Source organism: Frankia sp. AgB1.9 (assembly GCF_016786355.1).
Classification (GTDB): domain Bacteria; phylum Actinomycetota; class Actinomycetes; order Frankiales; family Frankiaceae; genus Pseudofrankia.
Genome location: NZ_JADWYX010000053.1, coordinates 1 through 22,536 on the forward strand (window position 1 = coordinate 1; position 22,536 = coordinate 22,536).

Below are 22,536 nucleotides of genomic sequence, written 5' to 3' on the forward strand. Positions count from 1 at the left end.
CACCGCCGGCCCCCCACCGCGGGGGGCGCGCACCGGGGGGCCGGGCGGCGCGGGCCCGCCCCCGCGGCCGCGGGGCTGGCCGGCCGGACGCGCACTGTCGCGCTCGTCGGCCGGTGCCCGGCGGGCGCGTGACGGTCAGCCGCCGCCATGGCTGGTTCCGCCGGGTACCCGTGGCCGGGTCGGCGGTGCCACCGGCGGGCGGGCGGCCGGGGTCGCACGGGCCGCGGGTGCCGCACTGTGGGACGTGACAGCGGCCTGGGTAGTTGCGCGCGGCGCATTGACGCGCGCCGACACCCGCGCCGCAGGAGCCCGCGCGGGAAGCGCGGTGCGGCCGCGCACGGCGCTGGTGCCCGCGCCGACCGAACCACCCCCCGCGCTGGCCGCGATGGCGGGACGACCGACGCGCGGCCGGCCGCCGACCCCCGGGCGCACGCTGCCGCCGGTCCGAACGGCTCCGGGCCGCCCGGCGCGGATCGCCGGCCGGGCCGAGCCGCCGCCGGCCGACACGCCGGCCGGCATGGCGTCCCCGAGGACGCCGCGGTTGCGGGTCTGCAGGCGGGCGCCGATGCCGCGGAACGTGTCCCGGGAGGTGGAGCCGAGCAGGGCGCCGGCCCCCTGGCCGAACGAGGCGGCGCCGCGCCGGCCCGCACTGCCGACCGAGCGCATCAGGTGCACGTCGGCGAAGCCGAACAACTGCACCAGAAGGAACGGCGAGAAGACGGCGGCGATCATCACGACCACGCCGCCGAGAATCGTCAGGGTCTGGTCGGCCGCCGAGCCGGTGCTGTCGCTGGCCATTCCCGCGCCCAGTGTGAAGATCGCATAGATCACCGGCTTGGCGAAGATCAGCGCGATCAGGAACTCGGTGGCGCGCTTCATCCAGGCGCTGGTCGACATGGACGGCTGACCCGCAAGGTAGAGCGGGATGAACACCGCCATGGCGATGATCGCGACCTTACGGATGTAAAGCACGACGAACAGGGCGAATGAGAACAACGCGACCAGCAGCGACAGCACCATGTCCAGCGCGAAGTTTCCCTGTTCTGGCAGGGACCTCAGCTGTCCAACCAGGCTCGCGCCGAGCGGTTGCCCGTCCCCGAACGCGTCTGCCAGGCCGTCGGACGCGGTAAGCACCATCTGCAGCAGGGTCAGCGCGACGAACGAGCCCAGAATCGCAGTTCCGGTGGCCGCGGCCGCCCTGGCGAAGATGTGTGGGTCGCCGCGCACCGCGCCCATGATGCAGGCGCACAGGAACAGCCCCGTGACGACCAGCACCGAGACGCCGAACACGATGTTGTAGTTCTTCACCACGTAGTCGGCCCGCAGGTCAACGGCCGTCTTCTGCGCCGCGAAGCTGAACACCGACGACGAAAGATCCGCCGCCATGTTACAGAACGCAGTCCCAATAGAACTAAGAAAAGAATCCGCAGCGCCGGAGACTGTGCCGGTAACGGCGTCCTTGAGGCCGCTTAGCGGGTCAATGCCAATGGCGAGTGTATCGGACGACGTCACGCAGGTGCTCCTTGCAAGACGAAGCGCTGAAACTGTTCGGAAGCTCGATCGGTTGGTGCTGGGCCATCTGGTCCGTTTCCAGCATCAACGAGCTTCCAATCGCCCCCGCTCCAGGCGACTGTGCATATGTCGGTGCCCCAGCTTTCGACCGGGTTGAGGCCGGTCGTACTGTCATAAACGCCAACGCTCGAGTTTGCCCAGATTTTAACGGAAGCCTTTGTAGTGGTGAAGGTCTGGGTGTGATAGCCGACTACTCGGAGGTTGAATGCGGCTTGTGGCGAATTAATTGAAGGGACGCTAAAATTCTTGGCTGTCTGCGTGTCTGTATCGGTGATTGCTTTTGCGAGTCTGTCGGCGACGCCCGTAGTGGAAATTGAATTAAGAATTTTGCGTATTCGGGTAGGCTCGCGATTTCCTGTCGTCATGTAGGCCGAGACGTAGTTGCCGCAGGCGCTGATGGCGCCGGGCTCGGTGTGGGGGTAGCCGACGGGGATGCCGAACTCGTTGACGTGGCTCGGCGCGCCTGGCAGGGCGCCGGCGGGTTCGGCGGTATTGTCGGCGCCGTCAGAAGTCGCCGAGGGTACCACGGTCACGGCGGTCGCCGGTGGCGTCGGCTGGGAGGTGGCAGTTGGCAGGGCGCTGCTCTCCCGGTTCTGACTGCCGGACGAGTGGCCGAGGGCCTCGCGTCCGATGAAGACGCCCAGCGTCCCCGACACACCGGCTGTCGCGGTGATCGCCACCGCGATTATCAGAGCAAGGCGCTTGGTCGCCCACCTTGTGAGGCTGTCCGACACGCACTCCCCCTCCCTGACGGCAGGGACATCATCCCAATACCGGCCCGCCGGTACCCGGAGAACATCTCAGGAGGATGCGGAAGGTTCGTCATGGACCACGGCGGGATCGTCCACGGTTCGGACGATGGCCGGCGGGCGCATGCCGCTGGTGCTGTCAGCCTTGGTCCCCGAGGAGGCGGTGCTGCCGGTCGCGAGGAAGAAGTTGACGAACGCGGCGGCCGCGCCGACCAGGAATGCCAGGCCGAACCCGGCGAGCACCCCGCTCTTGCCCATGGACGAGGCTCGGTCGAGCCCCATCCGTTCGCCGAGCGCCCAGGCGATGCCGCCGAGCAGTACGGCCGCCACCGCGGCGATGATGGCATAGGCCGCCAGGCCGTTGACCAGGTCCTTCAGCGCATTGATTCCTGGTGCCTTCGTCTCATCTGGCTTGACCTGAACCGACGCGAGCAGCAGTCCTGTCGCCCGCGCGGCCGCGGCGTCGACGATCATCGTTGTCCCTTCCCGCGGGCACTTCGCCCTACTACGGCCCGGGGACCGCAGGTCTGGCAAATCATACGACGGGCGTCCGGAGCGTTTCCGGAGTGCTCCCCCGAGCCGAGTCGGCTGCCGTTGCGTGTGTCTTGACCGTTTCTTCGGCGGCGAGCCGAAGCAACGACTCGACCACCGCCACGCCGAGCCGCAGATACGACCGGCGGGTACTCCCGCGCAGTCTTGGGATGCGTATTGGCGCACGCTTGCTCGGGTCCAGTCGGCTTTCGTACGGAATCCGAACGATGGTGTCCACGTGCCTGGCCAGCCTGCCGGCGGCCGCTCGAGTACGCGGTGACCAGCGGCCCCGTCGCGGTGAGACGACCGCGACGATCACCGGAGGCCGCCGGCCGTCCTTGTCGACGGGGAGCAGCGGGGCGGCCGGGTCGCGCAGCGCGGCGGCGGTGCGGTCCAGGTCGGCCGGCGCGGCGAGGCTCACGACCACGATGAGGTCGGCCGCCCGCATCGCCGTCGGCGACAGTGGCGCGGCGACCGGAGCGTCGACCAACACCAATGGGTAGGCGCGGGTCAGCTGACCAAGCGCCGTGCGCAGCATCCCGGGCGTCACGGTGTCATCCGCCGGGACCATCGCGGCCCCGCCGTCGGCGGCGGGCGCCTGGCTCCGGCTCAACGGCACCACCTCCAGCGCCGGGGTGGTGTCGCCGGAGGCGTGCAGCAGCGCGCGCAGCCCGGCGGCCGCGCTGTCGCGTCTGCGGGCGACGTCGGCGACCGTGACGTCGCCGGCCAGTCCGACCCGCGGGCACAGCGGATCTCCGCGGGGTTCCTCCGGCTCCTCATCGGGCCAGACGGCTGGGCACAGGTCGATCGCGAGCACCGACTCGCCGCGGGCGCCGGCCAGCACGAGCCCGAGGATCCCGACGAGGGTCGTCGTCCCCGAGTACGGGAAGGCGGAGGTGATCCCGATCCGCCACGAGCCGGGGAGGTCGACCGCGGCCCGGTCGGGCAGCGACTCCCGCAGTGGGATCTCGTCCCAGTCCGCGAGGCCGTCCTCGTCGTCCCAGCCCCACTCGTCGTCGGTGACCGCGGGCAGGGCGAACCGTCGGGAGGCGACGGCCGCGCCGGTCGGCGGTGTCGGCCGCGCCGGCTCGTCCGGGCGCGCCGGCTCCGTCGAGGGCGCCGGACCCGTTTCCCAGGCGTCGGCCTGACCGAGTGCGCCTGGCTCAGCGTTCCCAGGTGGCTCGGTGGGAAGTGATGGCTCGGCCGGTGCAGCCGTCGCGGCCGGGCGCGCCCGAGCCGGCGGCGGGATGGTCCACGGGCCGGGAGCGGGCGGTGGCTCGGCCGGACGGCCGGGCTGGCTGCGCGCCGCCGGCTTCGGCGGCTCGGGTACCTGCGGCGTGTGGGCCGGCGCAGCGGTGCCGGGCGCGGCCCGATCGCCGAACCGGCTGGGCGGCGCCAGCACCGGCGGCGGCGTGGCCGGAGGCCGGGGAGGCACCCGTCGGCCGATCGGCGGCGTGGCGGGCTCGTCGTCCAGATCGGCTGGGTCGCCCGGCGCGGCGGCGTGCGGCGTAGCCGGCAGCCAGCCGGTCCGGGGCTGGCGGGCTGGGGACGGGCCGGGCGCCGGGCGAGGGGGGGCCGGCCGGGCGGGCCCGGGCGGCTGGGCCGGCGGTGGCGACGCAGAGTGAGGCGACGCGGGGTGGCTGGCGGGCGGGAGGGGCTGGGTCGGCCCCTCGACCCGAAGCGACGGGTTGGGCCCGGCCGGTGCGTCTGGGCCGGCTGGCCCTCGCTCGTCCGTCGGCCGGTCCGGGCGGCGGGAAGCACGGTCGCTGACAGTGTCCGTGGGCCGACCGGCGACGACGTGAGGCCTTGGGTCGCGGGCCGGCGGCAGCGGGACGGTCGGCCGGTCGTCGAGGTGAAATGCCTCGTCGCCCTCCGGGGCGGCCGCATCCTCGGCGCGCCGACGCCGGTGGCGCCGGCCGCGGCTGGCACGTGAGTCGTCGTCCCGGTCGAGGCGCGGGTCAGCGTCGTCCTCGTCGGCCGGCGGCCCAGTCGTGGAGAACTGCGCGCCGATAAGGGATACCGGCCGCGCGTCGCCCTCGTCGCCGTACGGTGTCGGTGGCACATTGCTCACGTGCCGTCGCCCTCCTGGCTGGTTCAGGCCGGTTGGCCCCAGTTGGGATTACTTACCGTCACTTGCGGCGGGCCGCCACCAGATTCGGATAACCCGGGACGTAGAAGTATGACAAGCTCCCACAGAGCCTAACCATGGTTACCTGGGGTGGTACACCGTCCGTCACCATCAATGGGCGTCGACCACGTTGTTGCCGCCCTGATGCCGGGGGCGTTGCCGGGCTCATGAGGGGACGCGCGACCATGCAAGCGGAATCCGCGACCGACTGACCCGCGCGAAAGGGGCAGCCGCTATGCAGGAGGGTGTCCCGACGGCGCACGAGGGCGTATCGGCCGTCCCGCCTCCCCACCGCCTGGAGCCCAAACGGCGGCTCGACCCGTCCGGTCGTCATGAGCCGCCCCAGCGTCAGGACGATGACGACGTCCTGACCGTCGACGAGCTGGTCGTCTGGCTGCGGCTGTCCGAGAGCACCGTGCTGCGGCTCCTGTCCGAGCGCGCCATTCCGGCCCGCAAGGTCGGGCATCAGTGGCGGGTCCGCCGCGGCCGGGTCCGGGACTGGCTGGACGGCCGCGAGTGACCCCGGGCCTGGCTCGGGTCAGCGCGCCGCTGCCGACGGAAGCGGCGCCCGGCGCCATCTGGGCCGGTCGCGTGGCAAGCCTGTGGAGCCGGGGAACCGGGCCGGTCCCGAAGATCCTGGTCGCGGCCGCCGCCGTGGCGATAATGGGGGCCGGCTGCTCGTTGCCGGGCAACTCGACGTCGAAGCCGACGCCCTCGGCGTCTCCGGCCACGACGGGGCCGCCGCCCGGCGCGAGTCAGGCTCCCGGCCCGCCGCTGTCCACCGCTTCGGCCGCGCCGGACGCGTCCACGCCGCCGGACGGCTCCGACCCGGCCGCCGTCGCCACCTACTGCTTCGCCCGCTGGCAGTCCTTCGACGCGCGCACCGACGTCAGCCTCGGCGCCGGTGTCCAGCGTGCCGCGGCCGACCAGTGCTTCACCCCCGACTTCCTCGGCCAGCTGACCAGCGGCACTGGAACCGGCGCCCCGACCCCGGACGCGGGTGCCGGTCCGGCCTGGGATGACCTACGCGCCCACGGCGCCCGCTCGACGGTGACGGTGCTCGCCGCGACCCCGCTCGGCGACACCGCCGCGACCGGCCGGGTCGTGTACCTGCTCAACGCCCGCAGCGCGTACGTGACCGACAACGCCACGGCGACCCAAACCGTCTCTACTCCGACGGTGACGCTGTTGCGCGACACCACGAGCCGCTGGCGGATCGCCGGCGCCGACCTGTCCGCCAGCGCCGGCGACGCGCCCGGGCGCTAGAGGAGGCGAACGGAACGTGGCACGGGGGCGGCTGGGCGGGCGCCGCTGGATGATGTGGCTCGGCGGCGGGACCGTCGTGGCGTTCGGCGGGATGATCCTTTTCATCTGCCTCGTCGTGCTGCTGATCGCCGGGCCGTTCCTGGGTAGTAGCGACAACAACGGGCCGCACACGATCGTCAACTCCAAGGGCATCCCGGCCGAGTACCTGGACCTCATCGTCTCGGCGGCGAACAACGCGGGCTGCCCCGAGGTGACCCCGGCGCTGCTGGCCGCCCAGCTCTACCAGGAGTCCGGCTTCAACCCGCGGGCCTCGTCACCGGTCGGGGCCATGGGTATCGCCCAGTTCATGCCGGCCACCTGGGCCACGCACGGCGGGGGCGGTGACGTGTGGAACCCGGCCGACGCGATCCCGGCCGCGGCGCGGTACGACTGCGCGGTCGCGGCCTCGGTGGCGGCGGTGCCCGGCTCCGGCCAGGAGAAGATGCTGGCCGCCTACAACGCGGGCCCGGGCGCGGTGCTGGCGTTCTCCGGCCTCCCGCCGTTCCCGGAGACCCGCAACTACGTCCGCACGATCCTGGCGAAGGCGCGCGAGTACGGCGACGACCTCGCCGCGGGGGCGGTCGTGTCGGCCGAGGCGGTCGGACCGGTGGTCGCGTTCATGCGCTCCCAGGTCGGCAAGGCGTACGTCTGGGGTGCGGTCGGCCCGGACACGTGGGACTGCTCGTCGCTGGTGCAGGCGGCCTATCGGGCGATCGGCGTGCAGCTGCCTCGGGTCACGACCGAGCAGCTGGCGGCCGGCCCGCAGGTCTCCGGCGCCGACATCCAGCCTGGGGACCTGCTGTTCACCCCGGGCAGCGACGGCACGGTCGCCGCTCCGGGCCACGTGGGCATGTACGTCGGCGACGGCCAGGTGATCGACGCGAAGGGCGCCCGCTGGGGCGTAGTCGTCTCCGACATCTCAGCCTGGACCACCGTCGTAGCCGTAACCAGACCCCTAGCCGCCAAGACCTAGCCCGGCCGGACCGGTCCGAACCTTGACCATCCGAAACTCGGTCAGACCTCGCCCAGCGGGACCGAGCGAGCCGCCACGAGCCGTCACCTGCTCAAGCGAAACCAAGCCAAGATCCCGACTAAGCGGAACTTGACCAAGATCCCGACCCTGGACAGGCGTCCACCTCGGTCATCCTCACCAACCCAGATTCACGTTAGCGAGGGCGCTCAGCGCCCGAGCTGGCTAGCACGCCCCCGGGCGCGGCGCCCCCGCCCCGCGCCCCCCTGCCCCGGCGCCCACCGCGGCCACCCACACCACCCCAGATCCCCGTCCGCGCGGGCGCCCCGCCCCGGCCCTGGCTTGACGGCCGGCCGGGCGCTCCGCGCCCGTTCCGGCCGTCAAGCCGTTGCGTCGCTGACGAAGCTGGAGAAACCGTCGGCCATGCTGCCGAGCCAGCCGAACGCGGTGTGGACGAAGTTGGCCGCGTCGTTGGGCGCGGTCACCACATAGAAGGTCACGAAGATCCAGAAACCCCATGGCCACAGAATCTTCTTCACGCCCGACCTCTCAATGACCTGGCGACCGACGACCGGTCGGCTGACGACGAGGAGCCGGCGACGCCCCCCGAAGCCGAGCGGTTCGGACGGTTCGGGCCGCCACCTCGACCGGCCGTGCTGCATCACCAGAATCGAGTTTGTACTTACGCTCAGTGCATATCGCAAGCCGACTCGCCGCGTAGCGTGATCGACTGAACGCATATGGTGGGAGTCGCGTCGGCGTGTCGCGGGCAGGGGCGATCGGGACAACCCGCAGGCACGGACCGACCGGGTGCTGACGGTGGCGATCTGAGGCCGTTCCGCGTTGTACTGGCGGCAGGCGCCTCGAGCCGGTTGACGTCGACTCCCTGCTCGAGGCGCTTCCCGCCCACCGTGAGGTCAGCTGGGGATGCTCTGCGCGAAACGGAACAGGTTGTCCGGGTCGTAGTGGCGCTTGACGGCCGTCAACCGCGGAAGGTTCGCTCCGTAGTAGGCCTGGGCCCAGTTGGCCAGATCTGGGTCGATGTAGTTCTGGTAGGCCTGGTCCGAGACGTAGGGCGCGGCGGCGGCCGCGGTGTCGCGCACCCAGCCGTGGGCCGCCTGGACGTTCTCGGCCGGCGCGCCCGCCGGGTAGCTGGCGAAGTACTGGACGCTGGCGATCGCGTTCCGGTGCACGAACGCGGTATCCGACGGGCTGACCCTGCTGATCGCGCCGCCCCAGGAGTCCAGGATGATCCCGCCACTCGCCTTGGCCAGCGGGTCGCGTTGGCGCTCTTCGACCTGGCGGGCGAGGACGTCGACGCCGGCTGGGGCGATCGGGGTGAGCAGGATCGCCGACGCCGCCTTCTGGCCGGGCCGGCGGGCGCCGGCGCTGATGCCCGCGGTGCTGCCGCAGATGTCGCCGCTCGCCGAGCAGCCGCCTTCGAGCCGCATCGCGGTCAGGTAGTCGTGGTCGACGATCGAGGCGCTGACCGGCGTGACCGAGCGCAGTGCCGCGCGCAGGTCGGCCAGGGGGCCGTTGAGGCCGGCCCGGTCGCCGGCGAACACCCCGCTGATCCGCAAGGTCGGCGCCGAGCCGCCGGGTACCGATCCGGCGACGACCGTCGACCAGAGCGTGTCCGGCATGACCCCCAGCTTGCCGGTGATCCACTGCTGCCAGGTGGTGATCACGTCGGCCGCGGCCGACCAGGGCCACCGCACCGAGAACAGCGTGAGTGACCGGGTGGGGCGGGTCGCGAACCGGAACGCCGTGACGATCCCGACGTTGCCGCCGCCACCACCGCGCAGCGCCCAGAACAGGTCGGCGTCATGGTTCTCGTCGACGTTGAGCCGCTCACCGGAGGCGAGCACGACGTCGGCGCCAGTCAGCTGGTCGCAGGTCAGGCCGTAAAGCCGGCCGAGCACCCCGATCCCACCGCCGAGCGTCAGCCCCGCGATACCGACCGTGGGGCAGGAACCTCCCCCCATCGACCGGCCAGCGCCGGCGAGATCGGTGTAGAGCTTGATCAGGCGAGTGCCGCCGCCGACCGTCGCGATGCCGTTGCCGGCGACGCTCACCTGGTTCATCCGGGTGACGTCGATGACCAGCCCGTCGGACGTCGAGTAGCCGGCGTAGCTGTGGCCACCGCAGCGGGCGGCCAGCCCTACCCCGGTCGCCTGCGCGAACCGGACCGCCTCGGCCACATCCGCGGGGTTGGCCGCGTACGCGATGCCCTGCGGGCGGACGGTGTCGAAGGCCGGGTCGAACAGGGCCCTGGCCCGGTCGTAGTCGGAATCCGTGGGACGGACCAGCTGGCCGGCGAGCCGCCCGGCGAACGCGTCCCAGCTTTGCGCCGGGCCGAGCGTCGGGGTCCCGCCGACGGTGGCGGTCGAGCCCGAGGCCGCCGGGCCGGTCGGCCCGTGGGACCGGCCCGGGGAGCAGCCGGCCGCGACGGTGCCGGCCGCGCCGCCCAGCATGGCCAGCCCGGCCCGTAACACTGTCCGACGGTCCGTCACGACGCCCATGTCCGGACCCTACGCGGGTGAAGTCCCAGGTCAGGACCGTTCGGAGTGACGGTCCGTGCGCCCGGGGGGGGCCCCGCGGGGCCCCCCCCCCGGGGGGGGGGGGGGGGCGGGGGGCGGCCGCCCCGCCCCCCCGGTACTCGCCGATCAGCCGCGCCTGGTATTCGGGGAACGACTCGTCGGTCACCTCGTGCAGGATCGTGCCGGTGATCAGGCGAAGCCCCTGGCGGGCGGCCTGGACCGCGGAGGCGATGTGGCCCGAGCCGTACCAGATCCGGCCACGCAGGCCCGGGCTGTGCGGAGTCACCGTCAGCTCGGTGCCGGCAGGCGGGCCGGCGGGGCCCCTCTGCTCGGTGACGGTGTGGATGGTCTCGCCCCCGACGCCGGCGAGGAACCGGGCCAGCCGCCGCTGGCCCTCGGTGCGGGCATCCGTGGCGACACCGCCGAAGACGCCGTCCCAGAGGTCGGTGCCGCTGGAGAACGCCAGCTGCAGCCGGCCGCCGGTCAGCAGGTCGGCGGTGCCGGCCGCCTCGGCCAGCAGGATCGGGTCCTGGTAGCGCATCGGGATGACGGCGCTGCCGAGGGTGATGGTGGTCGTGTGCTGGCCGGCGGCGGCGAAGAACGGCAGCGGCGAGGACAGGTAGTTGTCGAAGTGCCGCTGGTAGGCCCAGCCCGACTGGTAGCCGAGCGCCTCGGCGGCCTGGAACAGCTCGATGCCCTCGCGCAGGCCGCGGGCCGCCTCGCCCGTCGGGAACGAGACCCGGGTGTTGAACCCGAGCCGCTTCTTCCGTCGCGGGGCCGCGGCCTCGGTGGGCTCGACACTGGCGAGCGTGGTCATCTGACGTTCCTCCGGTCGGGGTCATCAAGGCCGGCCACCGGCAGGCCGGCCGCCGGCCGGTTCCACGCGGCGACGAGGCCCAGGTAGGGCCCCTCCTGGGCGAGCAGCTCGCGGTGCGCGCCGGACTGGACGATCCGGCCGTCCGCGAAGACGAGCACCCGGTCGGCGCTCGCCGCGGTGATCATGCGGTGGGCGATCGAGACGGTGGTACGGCCGCGGGTCAGCGCGGCGAGCGCGGCCTGCACGGCGACGTCGGTCGCCGGGTCGACGCCCGAGGTCGCCTCGTCGAGGACGACGAGATCGGGGTCGGCGAGCGCGGTCCTCGCCAGCGCCACGAGCTGGCGTTCGCCGACGGACAGCCGGTCGCCCCGCGCCCCGACCGGTGTCGCGAGGCCGTCGGGCAGCGTCGCGAACCAGGCGGTGAGCCCAAGCTCGCCGAGCGCGGCCAGCACCGCGGCCTCCGCGGCCTCCGGCGAGCCGAGCGCGATGTTCGCCCCGAGCGTCCCGTCGAACAGGAACGGGTCCTGCGGGACGATGACCACCCGGCCGGGCAGCGCGGCATCGTCGATCCGCCCGAGCGGAACGCCGGACAGGACCACCGTCCCCGTCGCCGGCTCGACCCGGCGGGTGAGCAGCTTCGCGAACGTCGACTTGCCCGAGCCGGTGCGCCCGACGACGGCGACATGCTCGCCGGGGGCGATCCGGACGGTCAGCTCGCGCAGCACCAGTGGCCCGTCGCCGTACCGCGCCGACACCTGGTCCAGCGCGACGCCGACCGGGCCGGCCGGCAGGCCCGCGCCGTGGCGCACCGCGACGCTCGGGGTGGTGACCAGCTCCAGCGCGCGCCGCCAGCCGGTGAGCGCGTTCTGCGCCTCGCCGAGGCTCTGCACGAGGAACTGCAGCGGCCGGACGAAGAACGTCACCAGGAACACCATCGCGACCAGGTCGCCGGCCGTCAGCCGGGGCTGGCCCGGGCCGCCGACCCGCGCCCACCAGACCCCGCCGAGGATGACCGCGATGGTCATCGTGGAGATCGCGAGCTCCCCGAACGCGGTGTTCCCGTGCAGCGGCCAGAGGGTGCGCACCAGGCTGTCGCGGGCCCGGTCGACGGCCTCGTCCAGCTTGGCCCTGGTACGGCGCCCGGTGCCGGTCGAGCGGATCACCGGCGCTCCGGTCACCGACTCGGCGACGGCGCTCTGCATCCGGGACAGGTCGCGCCGCGCCTGGTCGAACCGGCGGGCGATCACCCGCTGCACCGTCACCATCGTCACGACCAGCGCCACGGCCAGCAGCAGCACCGGCAGGGACAGCACCCAGCTGTAGATCAGCATGATCACCATCGCGATCACCAGCTGGGCGGCGTTGGTGACGAACTGGATGCCGCCGCCCTGCAGGAAGGTCGTGACCTGGTCGAGGTCGCTGGTCAGCCGGGTCACCAGGTCGGCGCTGGGCACCCGGTCGGCGGTCGTCGCGGCCATGTCGTGGACGCGGCGCAGCCCGGCCCGGCGCAGCCCGGCGAGCGCCCGCTCGACCTGGAACTGCAGCCGCCGGTTCAGCAGCACGGACGACACTCCGGCCACGAGCAGCGCACCCGACCCGACGAGGACCGCCGGGGTGACCGAGCCCGGCCGCAGACCCGCGTCCAGCACGTGCTGCACGGTGAGAGGCGCGACGATCCGGCCGGCGCCCGCGAGCAGCGCGAGCAGGCCGGTAAGGGCCAGTCCCTCCCGCAGCACCGGCGAGGCACCCAGCGCGACGGCGACGAGCCGCGCCGGCCCCACACCCGACAGGTCCGCGAGCCCGTACCGGTCCAGTGCCGGGCCGGGCGCCGCCGAGACGGCTGGCGGCGGCTCAGGAGACGCGCCAGAGCTCATCGTCGGCCACCTCCCCCGCGTCCTCGATAGCTGAGGCATGGTCGTAGGCGGTCACGATGCGGCGGTACTCCTCGATCGCCAGCAGCCGCTCATGCGTGCCGGTGGCCGCAATCCGCCCAGCCCGCAGGAAGACCACCCGGTCGGCGAGCGCCACGGTGGCCGGCCGGTTGGCGACGATCAGCACCGTCGGGCCGCCGGCCGAGACCAGCTCGGCCAGGCCCGCGAGGACCTGGCGCTCGACCCGTGGGTCCAGCGCCGAGGTGGCGTCGTCGAGGACGAGCAGCCTGGGCTGGCGGACCAGGGCCCGGGCCACGCAGACCCGCTGGCGCTGGCCGCCCGACAGCGTCGCGCCGCGCTCGCCCACCACGGTGTCCAGCCCGTCGGGCAGCCCGCGGATGATCTCGTCGGCAGCGGCGGTCCGCAGGGCGCGCCACAGCTCGTCCTCGTCGTACTCGCGGTTCTCCCTGGGGTGGCCGGACAGCGCGAGGTTCTCGCGGATCGACTCGGCGAACAGGAACGGGCTCTGCGAGACGACGGCGACGCTGGCCGCGACCGCGCCCTCCGCCAGCTCGCGCACGTCGAGGCCGTCGAACAGCGCCATGCCGACCGACGGGTGGCTCTGCCCGCCGGCGACGTCGAGCAGGGTGGTCTTGCCCGCGCCGACGGAACCGACGACGGCGGTGATGGTGCCCGGCTCCAGGGTCAGGTCGACGCCATCGAGCAGCCGGTGGCCGTCCCGGACGACGCCGACGCCGCGCAGCTCAACCCGCAGCCCCCGGCGCCGGGTCAGCCGCCGCTCGCCGAACCGGACGACGTCCGGGTCGCCCAGCACGCCGTCGACCCGCTCCCGGCCCGCGCTGGACATCGGCAGCATCGACAGGAAGCGGCTGATCACGTTGAGCGGGATCGAGATCGTCAGCAGCAGGTACACGACGCCGACCAGGTCGCCGACGGTGAGGTCGCCGCGCGCCACCCGGGGGGCGCCGACGGCGAGCACCGCCAGCACCGCGACGCTCGGCAGCAGCTCCAGCATCGGGTCGAACGCCGAGCTGACCTTCGCCATCCGGGCGTCTGCCAGGCGCAGCGCCTCGACGCCGGGAGCGAACCGGTCGTCCTCGATGCCGGCGAGCCCGAGGCTGCGGACCACCGGGCCGCCCTCGATGGACTCCAGCGCCACCGAGCCGACCATGCCGCGGGCGGCCTGCGCCTCGCGGGCCCGGGGCGCGAGCAGCCGCTGGTAGAGCAGGTTGAGGCCGAGCACCCCGGCGACGAGCGCGAGCCCGACGAGGCCGAGCGTGAGGTCGCGCCAGAACAGCTCGGCCAGCGCCAGCAGCAGCATGAAGACCATGCCGACCGCGAAGTACGCGAACTGCATCGGCGACCACAGCGCGTCGACGTCGGAGACGGCGTGCGCTAGCAGCTGGCCGGGCGGATGGCGCCGGTGCCAGCCGAGGTCCAGCTCCAGGTAGCGCCGGACCACGGCGCGGCGGGTGTGGGCCGCCGCCCGGTGCTGCACCCGGCCGGTCGCGACGCCACGCACGAAGATCGTGCTCCACCGGACGGCCGAGACGCCGGCGATGAACAGCGCGCTGTCCCACCAGGCGCTCGCCGGCACCCGCCCGCCGGTGAGCGCCGGGACGACGAGGTGGTCGGTCGACCAGCCGACGGCGCTCGCGCCGACGACCATGGTGGCCCCGTTGAGCAGGCCGCTGACGGTCGCGACCCACGCGGGCCCCGGGTTGGCCCGAGCGCCGGCGAACTGCGCGGCCAGCGCGGACGGGCGCCGGCCGCCGGAGCCTGGCTCCGGTGGCAGCGCCCGGCCGTCAGGAGCCATCGGTCGCCGGCACCGGTTCAGCGCCCGGCGCTGTCTCCTTCGGGGCCAGGGTCTTCCGGGCCAGGGTTGCCGTGCGCTGGCCGGGGATGGCGTCGATGAGCTCACGGGTGTGCGGGCTGCGCGGGTTGGTGAACACCTCTGCGACGGGGCCCTCCTCCACGACCCGGCCGCCGCTCATCACCGACACCGTGTGGGAGATCTCCGCGACGACGGCCAGGTCGTGGGAGACGAACAGGTAGGACAGGCCGAGCTCGGCCTGCAGCTCGGTGAGCAGCCGCAGGATCTGCCCCTGCACGGAGACGTCGAGCGCGCTGACCGGCTCGTCGAGCATGAGCAGGTCGGGGCTCGGCGCGAGCGCCCGGGCGATCGCGACCCGCTGGCGCTGGCCGCCGGACAGCTCGGTGGGCAGCCGGTCGAGGTACGCCGCCGGCAGCGCCACCTGGTCCAGCAGCTCCCTGGCCCGCGCGTCCCTGCTGCGCCGGTCGCCGATCCTCATCGCCACCAGCGGCTCGGTGATCGACTGGCGGATCGTGAACTTCGGGTCGAGCGCGGCGAACGGGTTCTGGTGCACGAGCTGGGCCTTGCGCCGCAGCGGACGCTGCTTTCCCCATGACAGGCCGCCGAGCTCGGCGCCGTCCAGCACGATCGAGCCGCTGGTCGGCGCCTCGAGACCGAGCGCGATCCGCAGCGTCGTGGTCTTCCCGCAGCCGGACTCGCCGACCAGCGCGTGGGTCTGACCGCGCGGCACCTGGATCGACACGCCGTCCAGCGCGTTGAAGCCGCGCTGGCCGCGCCGGGTCTCCCGGGCCGGGAACGTCTTGCTGACCTCAGTCAGGACCAGGATGGGCTCCGGGGCCGGCTGACCGCGCACGTCGAAGCGCGGCACGACCCGCCCGCCGTGCGCGAGCCCTGGCGCGGCGGCGATGAGCGCGCGGGTGTACTCCTCGCGCGGGGTGACGAGGATGGTCCGCGGCTCGCCCTGCTCGACGATCCGGCCGTCCCGCATGACGATCACCCGGTCGGCCCGGTCCGCGGCGACGGCCAGGTCGTGGGTGATGAGCAGCAGGGCGATGCCCTGTTCCCGGACGAGACCGGTCAGGTGGTCGAGGATCTTCCGCTCGACGGTGACGTCGAGGGCGCTGGTCGGCTCGTCCGCGATGATCAGCTTGGGCCGGCCGGCCAGCGCGATCGCGATCAGCACCCGCTGGCGCAGTCCGCCGGACAGCTCGTGCGGGTACTGCCTGGCCCGCGAAGCGGGGTCCGGGACACCTGCCTGGTCGAGGAACTCCAGCACCTCGGCGTCCACCTGTGGGCCGCGGATCCCGCGCAGCCGGACCGCCTCGGCGATCTGCGCGCCGATCCGCCGGGTCGGGTTGAGGCCGACCATCGGGTCCTGCGGGACGAGCCCGACGACGGAACCCCGCAGCGTCCGCAGGGTGCCCTCGGAGGCTCCGGCGGTCTCGACGCCGTCGATGACGGCCGAGCCCGCTGTGATCCGTCCGTTGGCCGGCAACAGGCCGATGACGGCGTTGGCGGTGGTGGTCTTGCCTGAGCCGGACTCACCGACGACGGCGACGACCTCGCCGGACCGGACCGTCAGGTCCAGCCCGACGACGGCCGGGCGGACCTCGCGACGGCGGACGTAGCCGACGTCGAGGCCACGGATCTCGACCAGCGGGCGGCCCGACGGGTCGGCCGCCGGCGCGGCCTTGGACGGTGTGGCCTCGGGGCCCGCGGTCTCGGGGCCCGCGGTCTCGGGAAGGGTCGCCGTCACCGTTCCAGCTCCTGCATGGTCTTGGAGATGTGGTTGAGGGACAGCACCAGCAGCGCCACGAACAGGCCGGGCAGCAGGCTGATCCACGAGGCGGTCAGCAGGTAGTTGCGGCCGGTCGCGATCAGGGTTCCCCACTCGGCGGCCGGCGGCTTGGCGCCGAACCCGAGGAAGCTCAGCGAGGCGATCGCGATGATCGCGATGCCGCCGTCGAGGACGGTGAGCACGGCGACCGGGCCCCACGAGTTCGGCAGGATGTGCCGCAGCAGCACCCGGCCCCAGGAGGCGCCGCCGGCGCGGGCCGCCTCCACGTAGGGCAGCGTCTTGACCCGCAGCACCTCGGCCCGGGTGGTCCTGGCGAACCCGGGGATTATGCTGACGCCGACGGCGACCGCGACCGGCACGGTGCCGTAGCCGAGCGCCGTGACGATCGACAGCGCGAGCAGCAGGCTGGGGATCGCGAGCAGCACGTCGACGAGCCGCATGAGCACCGCGTCGACGAGGCCGCCGACGAAGCCCGAGACGACGCCGAGCGCGAGGCCGGCGACGACTGCGATGCCCAGGGCGATCAGCGTGGCCTTGATGGTGAGCGCGGAGCCGTGCAGCACCCGGCTGAACAGATCGCGGCCGTAGGTGTCGGTGCCGAACAGATGGTGGATGCTCGGCGCCTGCACGACCGCCTCGGGATGCGTGTCGTAGGGCCCGTACGAGGTGAACAGGCCCGGCGCGAAGGCCGACGCGACCACGAACAGCACGTAGAGGACGGCCACCAGGAACACCGGCTTGCGGGCCAGCTGCGCGAGGCGAGCCCGCGCGGCGCCCCAGCGCCCGGTCGGCTCGTCGGAACGGGTCGTCACGGCCGGCGACGCGGGCCGGCGCTCAGCCGTGGTCACGGCCGTGTGCTCGGCCTTGGTCACGGCGGGCGCCTCGATCGGTGCTGCCGGGTCCCCGGCCGGGGCCTTCGGGGCCGGCTGGCCGGGGGCCAGCAGGACATGCTCGGTCATAGTCCGCTGACCTCCACCACGGGTGTGCTCGGCGCCGTCACCTTCCGGCCACCCGACCGCGCGATCCGCGGGTCGAGCAGCGGGTAGAGCAGGTCGACGACGAGGTTGACGAAGACGAACATGGCCGCGGCGACGGTGACCACGGCCAGGACGACCGGCACGTCCTGCGACAGCACCGACTCCTGGGCGAGCCGGCCGACGCCCTCTCGGGTGAACACCGACTCGACGACGATCGAGCTGGTGACGGTGAGGCCGACGAGAACGCCGAGGATGGTGACCGCCGGCAGCGCCGCGTTGCGGAACGCGTGCTTGAGGTGGACGGCCGAGCGGGACAGCCCCTTCGCGCGAGCGGTGACGATGTACGGCTGGCGCAGCGTCTCCTCGAAGCTCTTGATCAGCACCTGGGCGAGCACCGACGACGTGAGGACCGAGATCGTCACGACCGGCATCACCAGGGAGCCGACCCCCTGCGTCCCGGTCGCCGGGAACCAGCCGAGCTGGAAGGAGAAGAAGTCGATGAGGAGCAGCGCGACGAAGAACTGCGGGAACGACGCGCCGAGCGCGGGGAGGCGGGTAAGGAACACCCGCAGCGGGTTCCACCGCACGAACGTCGCGACATAGGCGAGGGCCGCCCCGACGAGGAGCGACACGACGGCGGCGGCCACCGACAGCAGCAGGGTCTGGCCGATCCGCTGGCCCAGGATGTGCGTGACCGGGATGCCCTGGGCGATCGACTGGCCGAAGTCGCCGTGGACCGCGCCGGACAGGTGGTGCCAGTACTGCGCCCAGATCGACTGGTCGAGGCCGAACTTGTGCTTCTCGTCGGCCAGCTGGGCCGGGGTGAGGCTGTCCTCCTCGATGCCGGCGGCGCCGAGCTGCAGCTGCATCGGGTCGCTGGGCAGCAGATAGAGGATCGCGAAGGTCAGCGTGAACGCGGCCCAGAGCACGACGATCGCCTGGAGCACGCGTCCCACGATGTATCGAGTCATGGGCCTGGCTTTCTCACGGAGGTGGCGGGTCGCCGCCCGCCCGGGCCACGGGGCGGACGGCGCTGCCGACTAGCGATGGGGCTTCGTCAGGAGCCGTTGTCCTTCCAGACGTCGTTGAGCTTCAGGAAGCTCTCGGACGTGAAGGCGAACCCGTGGATGTGGCTGGACACGCCGGCCTCCTGCACCCGCTCGAACAGCGGGAACGAGACGCCCTGGTCGATCAGGTAGTCCTGCAGGTCGGCGTAGGCCTTCGAGGTCTGGCTCGCGTCGGTGGTCTGCAGGCCCTGCGCGAACAGTTCCTTGATGTGGGCCGTGACCTCCGGCGACGCGGAGCGGTTCGCCAGCGCCTTCGAGTTCGCGACGTCCGGGTTGAGGATGTACTGCAGGGCGCCGATGCTGGCCCGGGTGAAGTAGGTCTGCGTCAGGTCGTAGTCACCGTTCGGCAGATACGTCGTCAGCTCGGCCGGGGTCAGCGTGCGCAGGTTCACGTTGATGCCGACCTTCTTCAGCTGCGACTGGAGCAGCTCAGGCCCGGCGGAGAACTGGCTGACCGGGTACTCGATCGTCAGCTCCTTGCCGTCCTTGTGCCGGAACCCGTCCGAGCCCAGCGTCCAGCCGTCGGCGTCGAGGATCTTCCCGGCGCCGGCCGGGTCGTAGGCCAGCTTCGCCGCCTCCGACTTGAAGCCCGGCGTGGTCGAGTTGAAGACGCCCTGGACGACCGGGTAGTCCGGCCCGAAGACGGTGGCCGCATACGTCTTGATGTCGATGGCCTTGTACAGCGCCTTACGGACCTGCGGGTCGCTCAGGACGCGACCGGGGGCCGTGTTGGCGAACTGGGTGTACGAGACACCGGGCAGCGACCGCTTCTGGACGGTGTCACCCGACGCCGTGATCAGCTTCTGGTCCTGGACGGTGAAGGGGTTGCGCGGCCAGGCGATGTCGATCGCGCCGGAGACCAGGTTGCCGGTGCGGACGCTGTCCTCGGCGACGTAATTGAAGATCACCTTGTCGAGGTAGGCGCTGCCCTGGTTCTTCTCCAGGCTCGACGCCCAGCTGTACGGCGTCGGCCGCTTGGTGAGGACCGTCTCGACCTTCGGCGTGTAGTGGTCGAGCACGAACGCCCCGGAGCCGATGACGCCCTGGCCGAGGCAGCGCTGGGTCGGCGTCTCGGTGTACTCCGCCGGGTCGGTGATCGCCAGGTTCGTCGTCGACGTCGCCTGTAGGAACGACGAGTTCGGCTGGGACAGCGTGAGCTTGACGGTCAGCGGGTCGACCACAGTGGCGCCGGTCAGGCCCTGCACGTAGGACGAGCCGTACGAGGCGCCGTTGGTCGCCTTCACGGTCGCGATCCAGCCGGCCGCGTCGTCGGCGACGGCCTGGGCGTCGACCTTCTTCCCGTTGGAGAAGGTGACGCCGTCACGCAGGTGGAACGTGTAGTTCAGGCCGTCGGAGCTGATGTCCCAGCTCTTGGCGAGCCAGGGCACGATCTTGCCGTTCGCCGGGTCCTGGTCGGTCAGCGAGTCGGCGAAGTTGCGGATGATCGTGCGGTGCTCGATCCAGTAGACCTGGAACGGGTCGATGCAGGACAGGGACGGGTTGTCCGGGAAGAACGAGACCTTCAGCGTGCCGCCGGCCTTGGGTGCGCCCGTGACCGCCGACGAGGCGGCCGGGGAGTTCCCGCCGCCGCAGGCGGCCAGGGCGAGCAGCCCGGCAGTGGCCGCGGCCGCGACGGAGGTGTGGCGCCAGGCCCGGGAATCTCGGGCGAGGCGTCTGAGGATGGACATACGGGTGCCCTTTCAGGACGGGAGACGAAACAGGGGTTGCCGGACGTCCAGGGCGGGGCTGGTCGGACGGCTCAGAGGTGGTCGGTCGCCGCGGGAGGCGGTCGACCGGCCGGCGGAGGTTGATTGGCCGCTGAGGGGTGCGGGGCCGGCGGGGACGCGGCTGGCCGATCGGGGAGGGCCGGGCGCGCCGCCGGAGTCAGACCCCGAGAACGCGCCGGCCGCTGGCGAGCAGGACGGTGTCCTCCTGCGGCGGGTGCACCCTGATACAGAGGGCGTCGCGCAGATGCCGTTCGAGCGGCTGGTGGCGGGACAGGCCGGGGTTGCCCAGCGCCGCGACCGCGGTCTGGGTCGCGGCGATCACCGCGCGGGCGATGGACACCTTGACGTTGGACAGCTGGGGCAGGACCGAGGTGTCGCCGGCCTCGATCCGCAGCAGCGCGCCGTAGAGCAGCGTCTCGGCCTGGGTGATCTGCAGGTCGATCTCGCCGGCGACGGACTGGATGCGCTCGGTCTGGGCGATCGGCTTGCCGAGCGCCGACGGCACCCGGGAGCGGGCGAACTCGGCGAACGCCGACCGGGCCGCGCGGGCGACGCCGACGTAGAGCGCCGGATGGCCCCAGCCGCCCGGGCCGGCCATCGCGGCCGGGTCCCGGTAGACCCCGTCGGGGCCGCGGGGGATCTCGACGAACGCGTCGGCGGGCAGCTCGACGTTCTCGTAGATCACGTCGTCGGTGTGGGTGGCCCGCAGGCCCAGGTGGTCCCAGGTCGACACCCAGCGGATCCCGGGCAGGTCGCCTGGGACGATGAGGTGCCCGACCCTGGGCTGGCCCTGGTCCCCGCCCGGCTCGTCGGCGACCACCCACACGGTGTGGTAGGCCAGCGCCGGGCCGCCGCTGCCGTAGGCCTTGTGACCGTTGAGCAGCCAGCCGTCGGCGGTGCGGGTCGCCGTCGTCTTCGGGATGCCGCCGCGGGCCGGCGCGCCCAGCTCGGGCTCGGCCCGGATCGCGTTGACCAGCGCAGGGCCGTCGAGCGAGCGGCGCAGCAGGTCGTCGTAGTAGCCGGCCGGCCAGTGCGGGTGCGCCGCCTGGCCAGCCTGGGTCATCAGCAGGTTGGACGCGAGCAGGCCGACGGAGGCGTCACCCTGGCCGATCGCGACCAGGATCCGGACCAGCTCACGCTGGCTGACCCCGGGACCGCCGAACTGCTTGCCGACCGAGGCGGTGAGCAGCCCCGCGCGGTGCGCCGCCCACAGGCCGTCCCACGGCGTCTCGCCGGTCCGGTCGTATTCGGCCGCCGTCGAGGCGATCTCGGCGGTGACAGCAGCGAGGGCCTCGTCCGAGAGGTCCGGGACCGGGAACGAGTACGTCGCCTTGGCGGTGTCGAGCGCGGCGGTCACGGCTGGCCCGCCGTCGCGTACTGGCCGTACTCGGGCGCGTAGTTGCCGAGGTTCTCGGCCTGCAGGGTGCCACGCTGCCCGGTGGCCTTGCGATGCGCGATCTCCTGCCGGACCAGCGGCAGCACGTAGCGGCCGTAGTCGACCGCGTCGGCGAGCGTGTCATAGCCGCGGATCGACACCAGCGACGCGCCGCGGTCGACGTAGTCGAGGATCGCCGCGGCGACCGTCTCCGGCGAGCCGACCAGCGCGGTCGACGCGCCGGCGGCGTTGGTGACGGCGGCGGTCTTCGTCCACAGCGCCCGGTCGTAGAGCTCGGACCGGTTCGCGAACGCGAGCGCGCGCTGCGAGCCGACGTTCTGCGGGGTGGTCCCGACGAACCGCCTCGCGGCGGAGCCGGCCTGCGCGAACGTGGCGGCGACCTTGGCGACGTACTCGTGCGCCTTCTCCCAGGCGAGCTCGTCGGTCTGCGCGATGATCGGGCGGAAGGTCACCCAGATCCGCGGCCGCGTGGTCCGGCCGGCGGCGCGGGCGATCCCGTTGACCCGCTCGATCTCCGAGCGCAGGTCATCCAGGGGCTCGCCCCAGAAGGAGAAGATGTCGGCCTTCTCGCCGCCGACCTGGAACGCCTCGTCGGACTGGCCGCCGATCGAGATCGGGACCGGCGCCGCATAGGGCGCGAAGCCGGGGCCGAAGTCGTCGAACTTGTAGAACTCGCCCTCGTGGCTGAACGGCGCGGCCTCGGTCCAGGAGCGGCGCAGCACGTCGATGTACTCCGACGTCCGCGCGTAGCGCTTCTCCTTGGGCAGGTAGTCGCCCTGCCGGGCCTGCTCCGCGTCGGCACCGCCCGAGATGAGGTGGACGACCGCGCGGCCCTCGGTCAGCTGGTCGAGGGTCGCCAGCTTCTGCGCCCCCACCGTCGGGAACGTGGTGTTCGGCCGCAGCGCGACGATCGGGCGCAGCCGCTCGGTGAGCTGGCCGACGGCGCTGGCCACGACGAACGAGTCGGCGCTGTTCGAGCCGTAGGGCAGCAGCGTGTAGTCGTAGCCGCCCTCCTCCAGCGAGCGGACGTAGCGGCGGAAGTACTTCAGGTCGATGCCGCGGCTGGGAACCGGGTTCAGCTCGGTCGACGGGTTCAGGTGCGAGAGGCTGATGAACTCGACCTCGGGCGAGGCGGTCTCGGGGATGGCGGCGTCGAACACGGGCTCGGTGGTCACGCGGGGCTCCTCTCGGCGGCAGGCGCTGAGCAGTGACGGGCCAGGGCGGTAGCGGGCC

17 protein-coding genes and 1 pseudogene are annotated in these 22,536 nt (G+C 72.8%); 3 read left to right on the forward strand and 15 right to left on the reverse strand.

Translation table 11 applies throughout. The features are described from left to right. Window positions 1-135: 135 nt before the first annotated feature. The 4 genes from I6A60_RS21485 to I6A60_RS21500 form a co-directional block, all read right to left on the reverse strand. Window positions 136-1,386 carry a hypothetical protein gene (locus I6A60_RS21485; protein ID WP_238435929.1) on the reverse strand — a complete coding sequence of 417 codons (1,251 nt, stop codon included), beginning with the start codon at window positions 1,384-1,386 and terminating at the stop codon, window positions 136-138. Window positions 1,387-1,508: 122 nt separating this feature from the next. Further along, complete coding sequence (locus I6A60_RS21490; RefSeq protein WP_307873794.1) at window positions 1,509-2,252, reverse strand: hypothetical protein; 744 nt, start codon at window positions 2,250-2,252, stop codon at window positions 1,509-1,511. 120 nt (window positions 2,253-2,372) lie between these two features. Continuing rightward, window positions 2,373-2,795 carry a DUF6112 family protein gene (locus I6A60_RS21495; RefSeq protein ID WP_203021198.1) on the reverse strand — a complete coding sequence of 141 codons (423 nt, stop codon included), beginning with the start codon at window positions 2,793-2,795 and terminating at the stop codon, window positions 2,373-2,375. A 61-nt stretch (window positions 2,796-2,856) separates the two neighbouring features. After that, window positions 2,857-4,923: a hypothetical protein gene (locus tag I6A60_RS21500; protein ID WP_203021196.1), complete on the reverse strand. Its 2,067-nt coding sequence runs from the start codon at window positions 4,921-4,923 to the stop codon at window positions 2,857-2,859. A 292-nt stretch (window positions 4,924-5,215) separates the two neighbouring features. On the opposite strand from I6A60_RS21500, the gene I6A60_RS21505 reads away from it, so the two are divergent. The 3 genes from I6A60_RS21505 to I6A60_RS21515 are packed head-to-tail and all read left to right on the forward strand — an operon-like array spanning window position 5,216 to window position 7,258. Beyond that, on the forward strand, window positions 5,216-5,500 hold the full coding sequence (locus I6A60_RS21505) for a helix-turn-helix domain-containing protein (RefSeq protein WP_013428217.1): 285 nt from the start codon (window positions 5,216-5,218) through the stop codon (window positions 5,498-5,500). Then, window positions 5,497-6,246: a hypothetical protein gene (locus I6A60_RS21510; RefSeq protein WP_203021194.1), complete on the forward strand. Its 750-nt coding sequence runs from the start codon at window positions 5,497-5,499 to the stop codon at window positions 6,244-6,246. The genes I6A60_RS21505 and I6A60_RS21510 overlap by 4 nt, the downstream gene beginning before the upstream one ends. A 16-nt stretch (window positions 6,247-6,262) precedes the next feature. Then, window positions 6,263-7,258 (forward strand): bifunctional lytic transglycosylase/C40 family peptidase, encoded by a 996-nt coding sequence (locus I6A60_RS21515; protein ID WP_203021191.1) that lies wholly within the window; start codon window positions 6,263-6,265, stop codon window positions 7,256-7,258. A gap of 377 nt (window positions 7,259-7,635) precedes the next feature. Here the strand turns inward: I6A60_RS21515 and I6A60_RS21520 are convergent, their stop codons facing one another. The 11 genes and pseudogenes from I6A60_RS21520 to I6A60_RS21570 form a co-directional block, all read right to left on the reverse strand. Then, the gene (locus I6A60_RS21520) at window positions 7,636-7,794 is read right to left on the reverse strand and encodes a hypothetical protein (protein ID WP_203042246.1); all 159 of its coding nucleotides are present in this window, start codon (window positions 7,792-7,794) and stop codon (window positions 7,636-7,638) included. 378 nt (window positions 7,795-8,172) lie between these two features. Beyond that, window positions 8,173-9,777 (reverse strand): FAD-binding oxidoreductase, encoded by a 1,605-nt coding sequence (locus I6A60_RS21525; RefSeq protein ID WP_203020305.1) that lies wholly within the window; start codon window positions 9,775-9,777, stop codon window positions 8,173-8,175. A gap of 91 nt (window positions 9,778-9,868) precedes the next feature. After that, a pseudogene (locus I6A60_RS21530) lies at window positions 9,869-10,612 on the reverse strand (LLM class flavin-dependent oxidoreductase); the annotation flags it as partial. Continuing rightward, window positions 10,609-12,486: an ABC transporter ATP-binding protein gene (locus tag I6A60_RS21535; RefSeq protein WP_203015899.1), complete on the reverse strand. Its 1,878-nt coding sequence runs from the start codon at window positions 12,484-12,486 to the stop codon at window positions 10,609-10,611. The pseudogene I6A60_RS21530 and the gene I6A60_RS21535, both read right to left, overlap by 4 nt. Beyond that, window positions 12,464-14,320 carry an ABC transporter ATP-binding protein gene (locus I6A60_RS21540; protein WP_203042362.1) on the reverse strand — a complete coding sequence of 619 codons (1,857 nt, stop codon included), beginning with the start codon at window positions 14,318-14,320 and terminating at the stop codon, window positions 12,464-12,466. Before I6A60_RS21540 ends, I6A60_RS21535 begins: the two co-directional genes overlap by 23 nt. Continuing rightward, on the reverse strand, window positions 14,310-16,094 hold the full coding sequence (locus tag I6A60_RS21545) for an ABC transporter ATP-binding protein (protein ID WP_203015895.1): 1,785 nt from the start codon (window positions 16,092-16,094) through the stop codon (window positions 14,310-14,312). The genes I6A60_RS21540 and I6A60_RS21545 overlap by 11 nt, the downstream gene beginning before the upstream one ends. Further along, window positions 16,091-17,095, reverse strand: coding sequence for an ABC transporter permease (locus I6A60_RS21550; protein ID WP_203015893.1), 1,005 nt, complete (start codon window positions 17,093-17,095; stop codon window positions 16,091-16,093). Before I6A60_RS21550 ends, I6A60_RS21545 begins: the two co-directional genes overlap by 4 nt. Beyond that, window positions 17,092-18,084 (reverse strand): ABC transporter permease, encoded by a 993-nt coding sequence (locus tag I6A60_RS21555; protein WP_203015891.1) that lies wholly within the window; start codon window positions 18,082-18,084, stop codon window positions 17,092-17,094. The genes I6A60_RS21550 and I6A60_RS21555 overlap by 4 nt, the downstream gene beginning before the upstream one ends. An 86-nt stretch (window positions 18,085-18,170) precedes the next feature. Beyond that, window positions 18,171-19,868, reverse strand: coding sequence for an ABC transporter substrate-binding protein (locus I6A60_RS21560; protein WP_203015889.1), 1,698 nt, complete (start codon window positions 19,866-19,868; stop codon window positions 18,171-18,173). 196 nt (window positions 19,869-20,064) lie between these two features. Further along, window positions 20,065-21,264, reverse strand: coding sequence for an acyl-CoA dehydrogenase family protein (locus tag I6A60_RS21565; RefSeq protein ID WP_203015887.1), 1,200 nt, complete (start codon window positions 21,262-21,264; stop codon window positions 20,065-20,067). Beyond that, complete coding sequence (locus I6A60_RS21570) at window positions 21,261-22,478, reverse strand: LLM class flavin-dependent oxidoreductase (RefSeq protein ID WP_203015885.1); 1,218 nt, start codon at window positions 22,476-22,478, stop codon at window positions 21,261-21,263. The genes I6A60_RS21565 and I6A60_RS21570 overlap by 4 nt, the downstream gene beginning before the upstream one ends. Between the last annotated feature and the right edge of the window lie 58 nt (window positions 22,479-22,536).

What these genes read in the sequence shown, in the direction of transcription:
- I6A60_RS21540 (WP_203042362.1), bottom strand. Translation starts at nt 14,320, where the DNA reads ATGGCTCCTGACGGCCGGGCGCTGCCACCGGAGCCAGGCTCCGGCGGC.
- I6A60_RS21505 (WP_013428217.1), top strand. Translation starts at nt 5,216, where the DNA reads ATGCAGGAGGGTGTCCCGACGGCGCACGAGGGCGTATCGGCCGTCCCG.
- I6A60_RS21550 (WP_203015893.1), bottom strand. Translation starts at nt 17,095, where the DNA reads ATGACCGAGCATGTCCTGCTGGCCCCCGGCCAGCCGGCCCCGAAGGCC.
- I6A60_RS21560 (WP_203015889.1), bottom strand. Translation starts at nt 19,868, where the DNA reads ATGTCCATCCTCAGACGCCTCGCCCGAGATTCCCGGGCCTGGCGCCAC.
- I6A60_RS21535 (WP_203015899.1), bottom strand. Translation starts at nt 12,486, where the DNA reads ATGAGCTCTGGCGCGTCTCCTGAGCCGCCGCCAGCCGTCTCGGCGGCG.
- I6A60_RS21525 (WP_203020305.1), bottom strand. Translation starts at nt 9,777, where the DNA reads ATGGGCGTCGTGACGGACCGTCGGACAGTGTTACGGGCCGGGCTGGCC.
- I6A60_RS21485 (WP_238435929.1), bottom strand. Translation starts at nt 1,386, where the DNA reads ATGGCGGCGGATCTTTCGTCGTCGGTGTTCAGCTTCGCGGCGCAGAAG.
- I6A60_RS21555 (WP_203015891.1), bottom strand. Translation starts at nt 18,084, where the DNA reads ATGACTCGATACATCGTGGGACGCGTGCTCCAGGCGATCGTCGTGCTC.
- I6A60_RS21495 (WP_203021198.1), bottom strand. Translation starts at nt 2,795, where the DNA reads ATGATCGTCGACGCCGCGGCCGCGCGGGCGACAGGACTGCTGCTCGCG.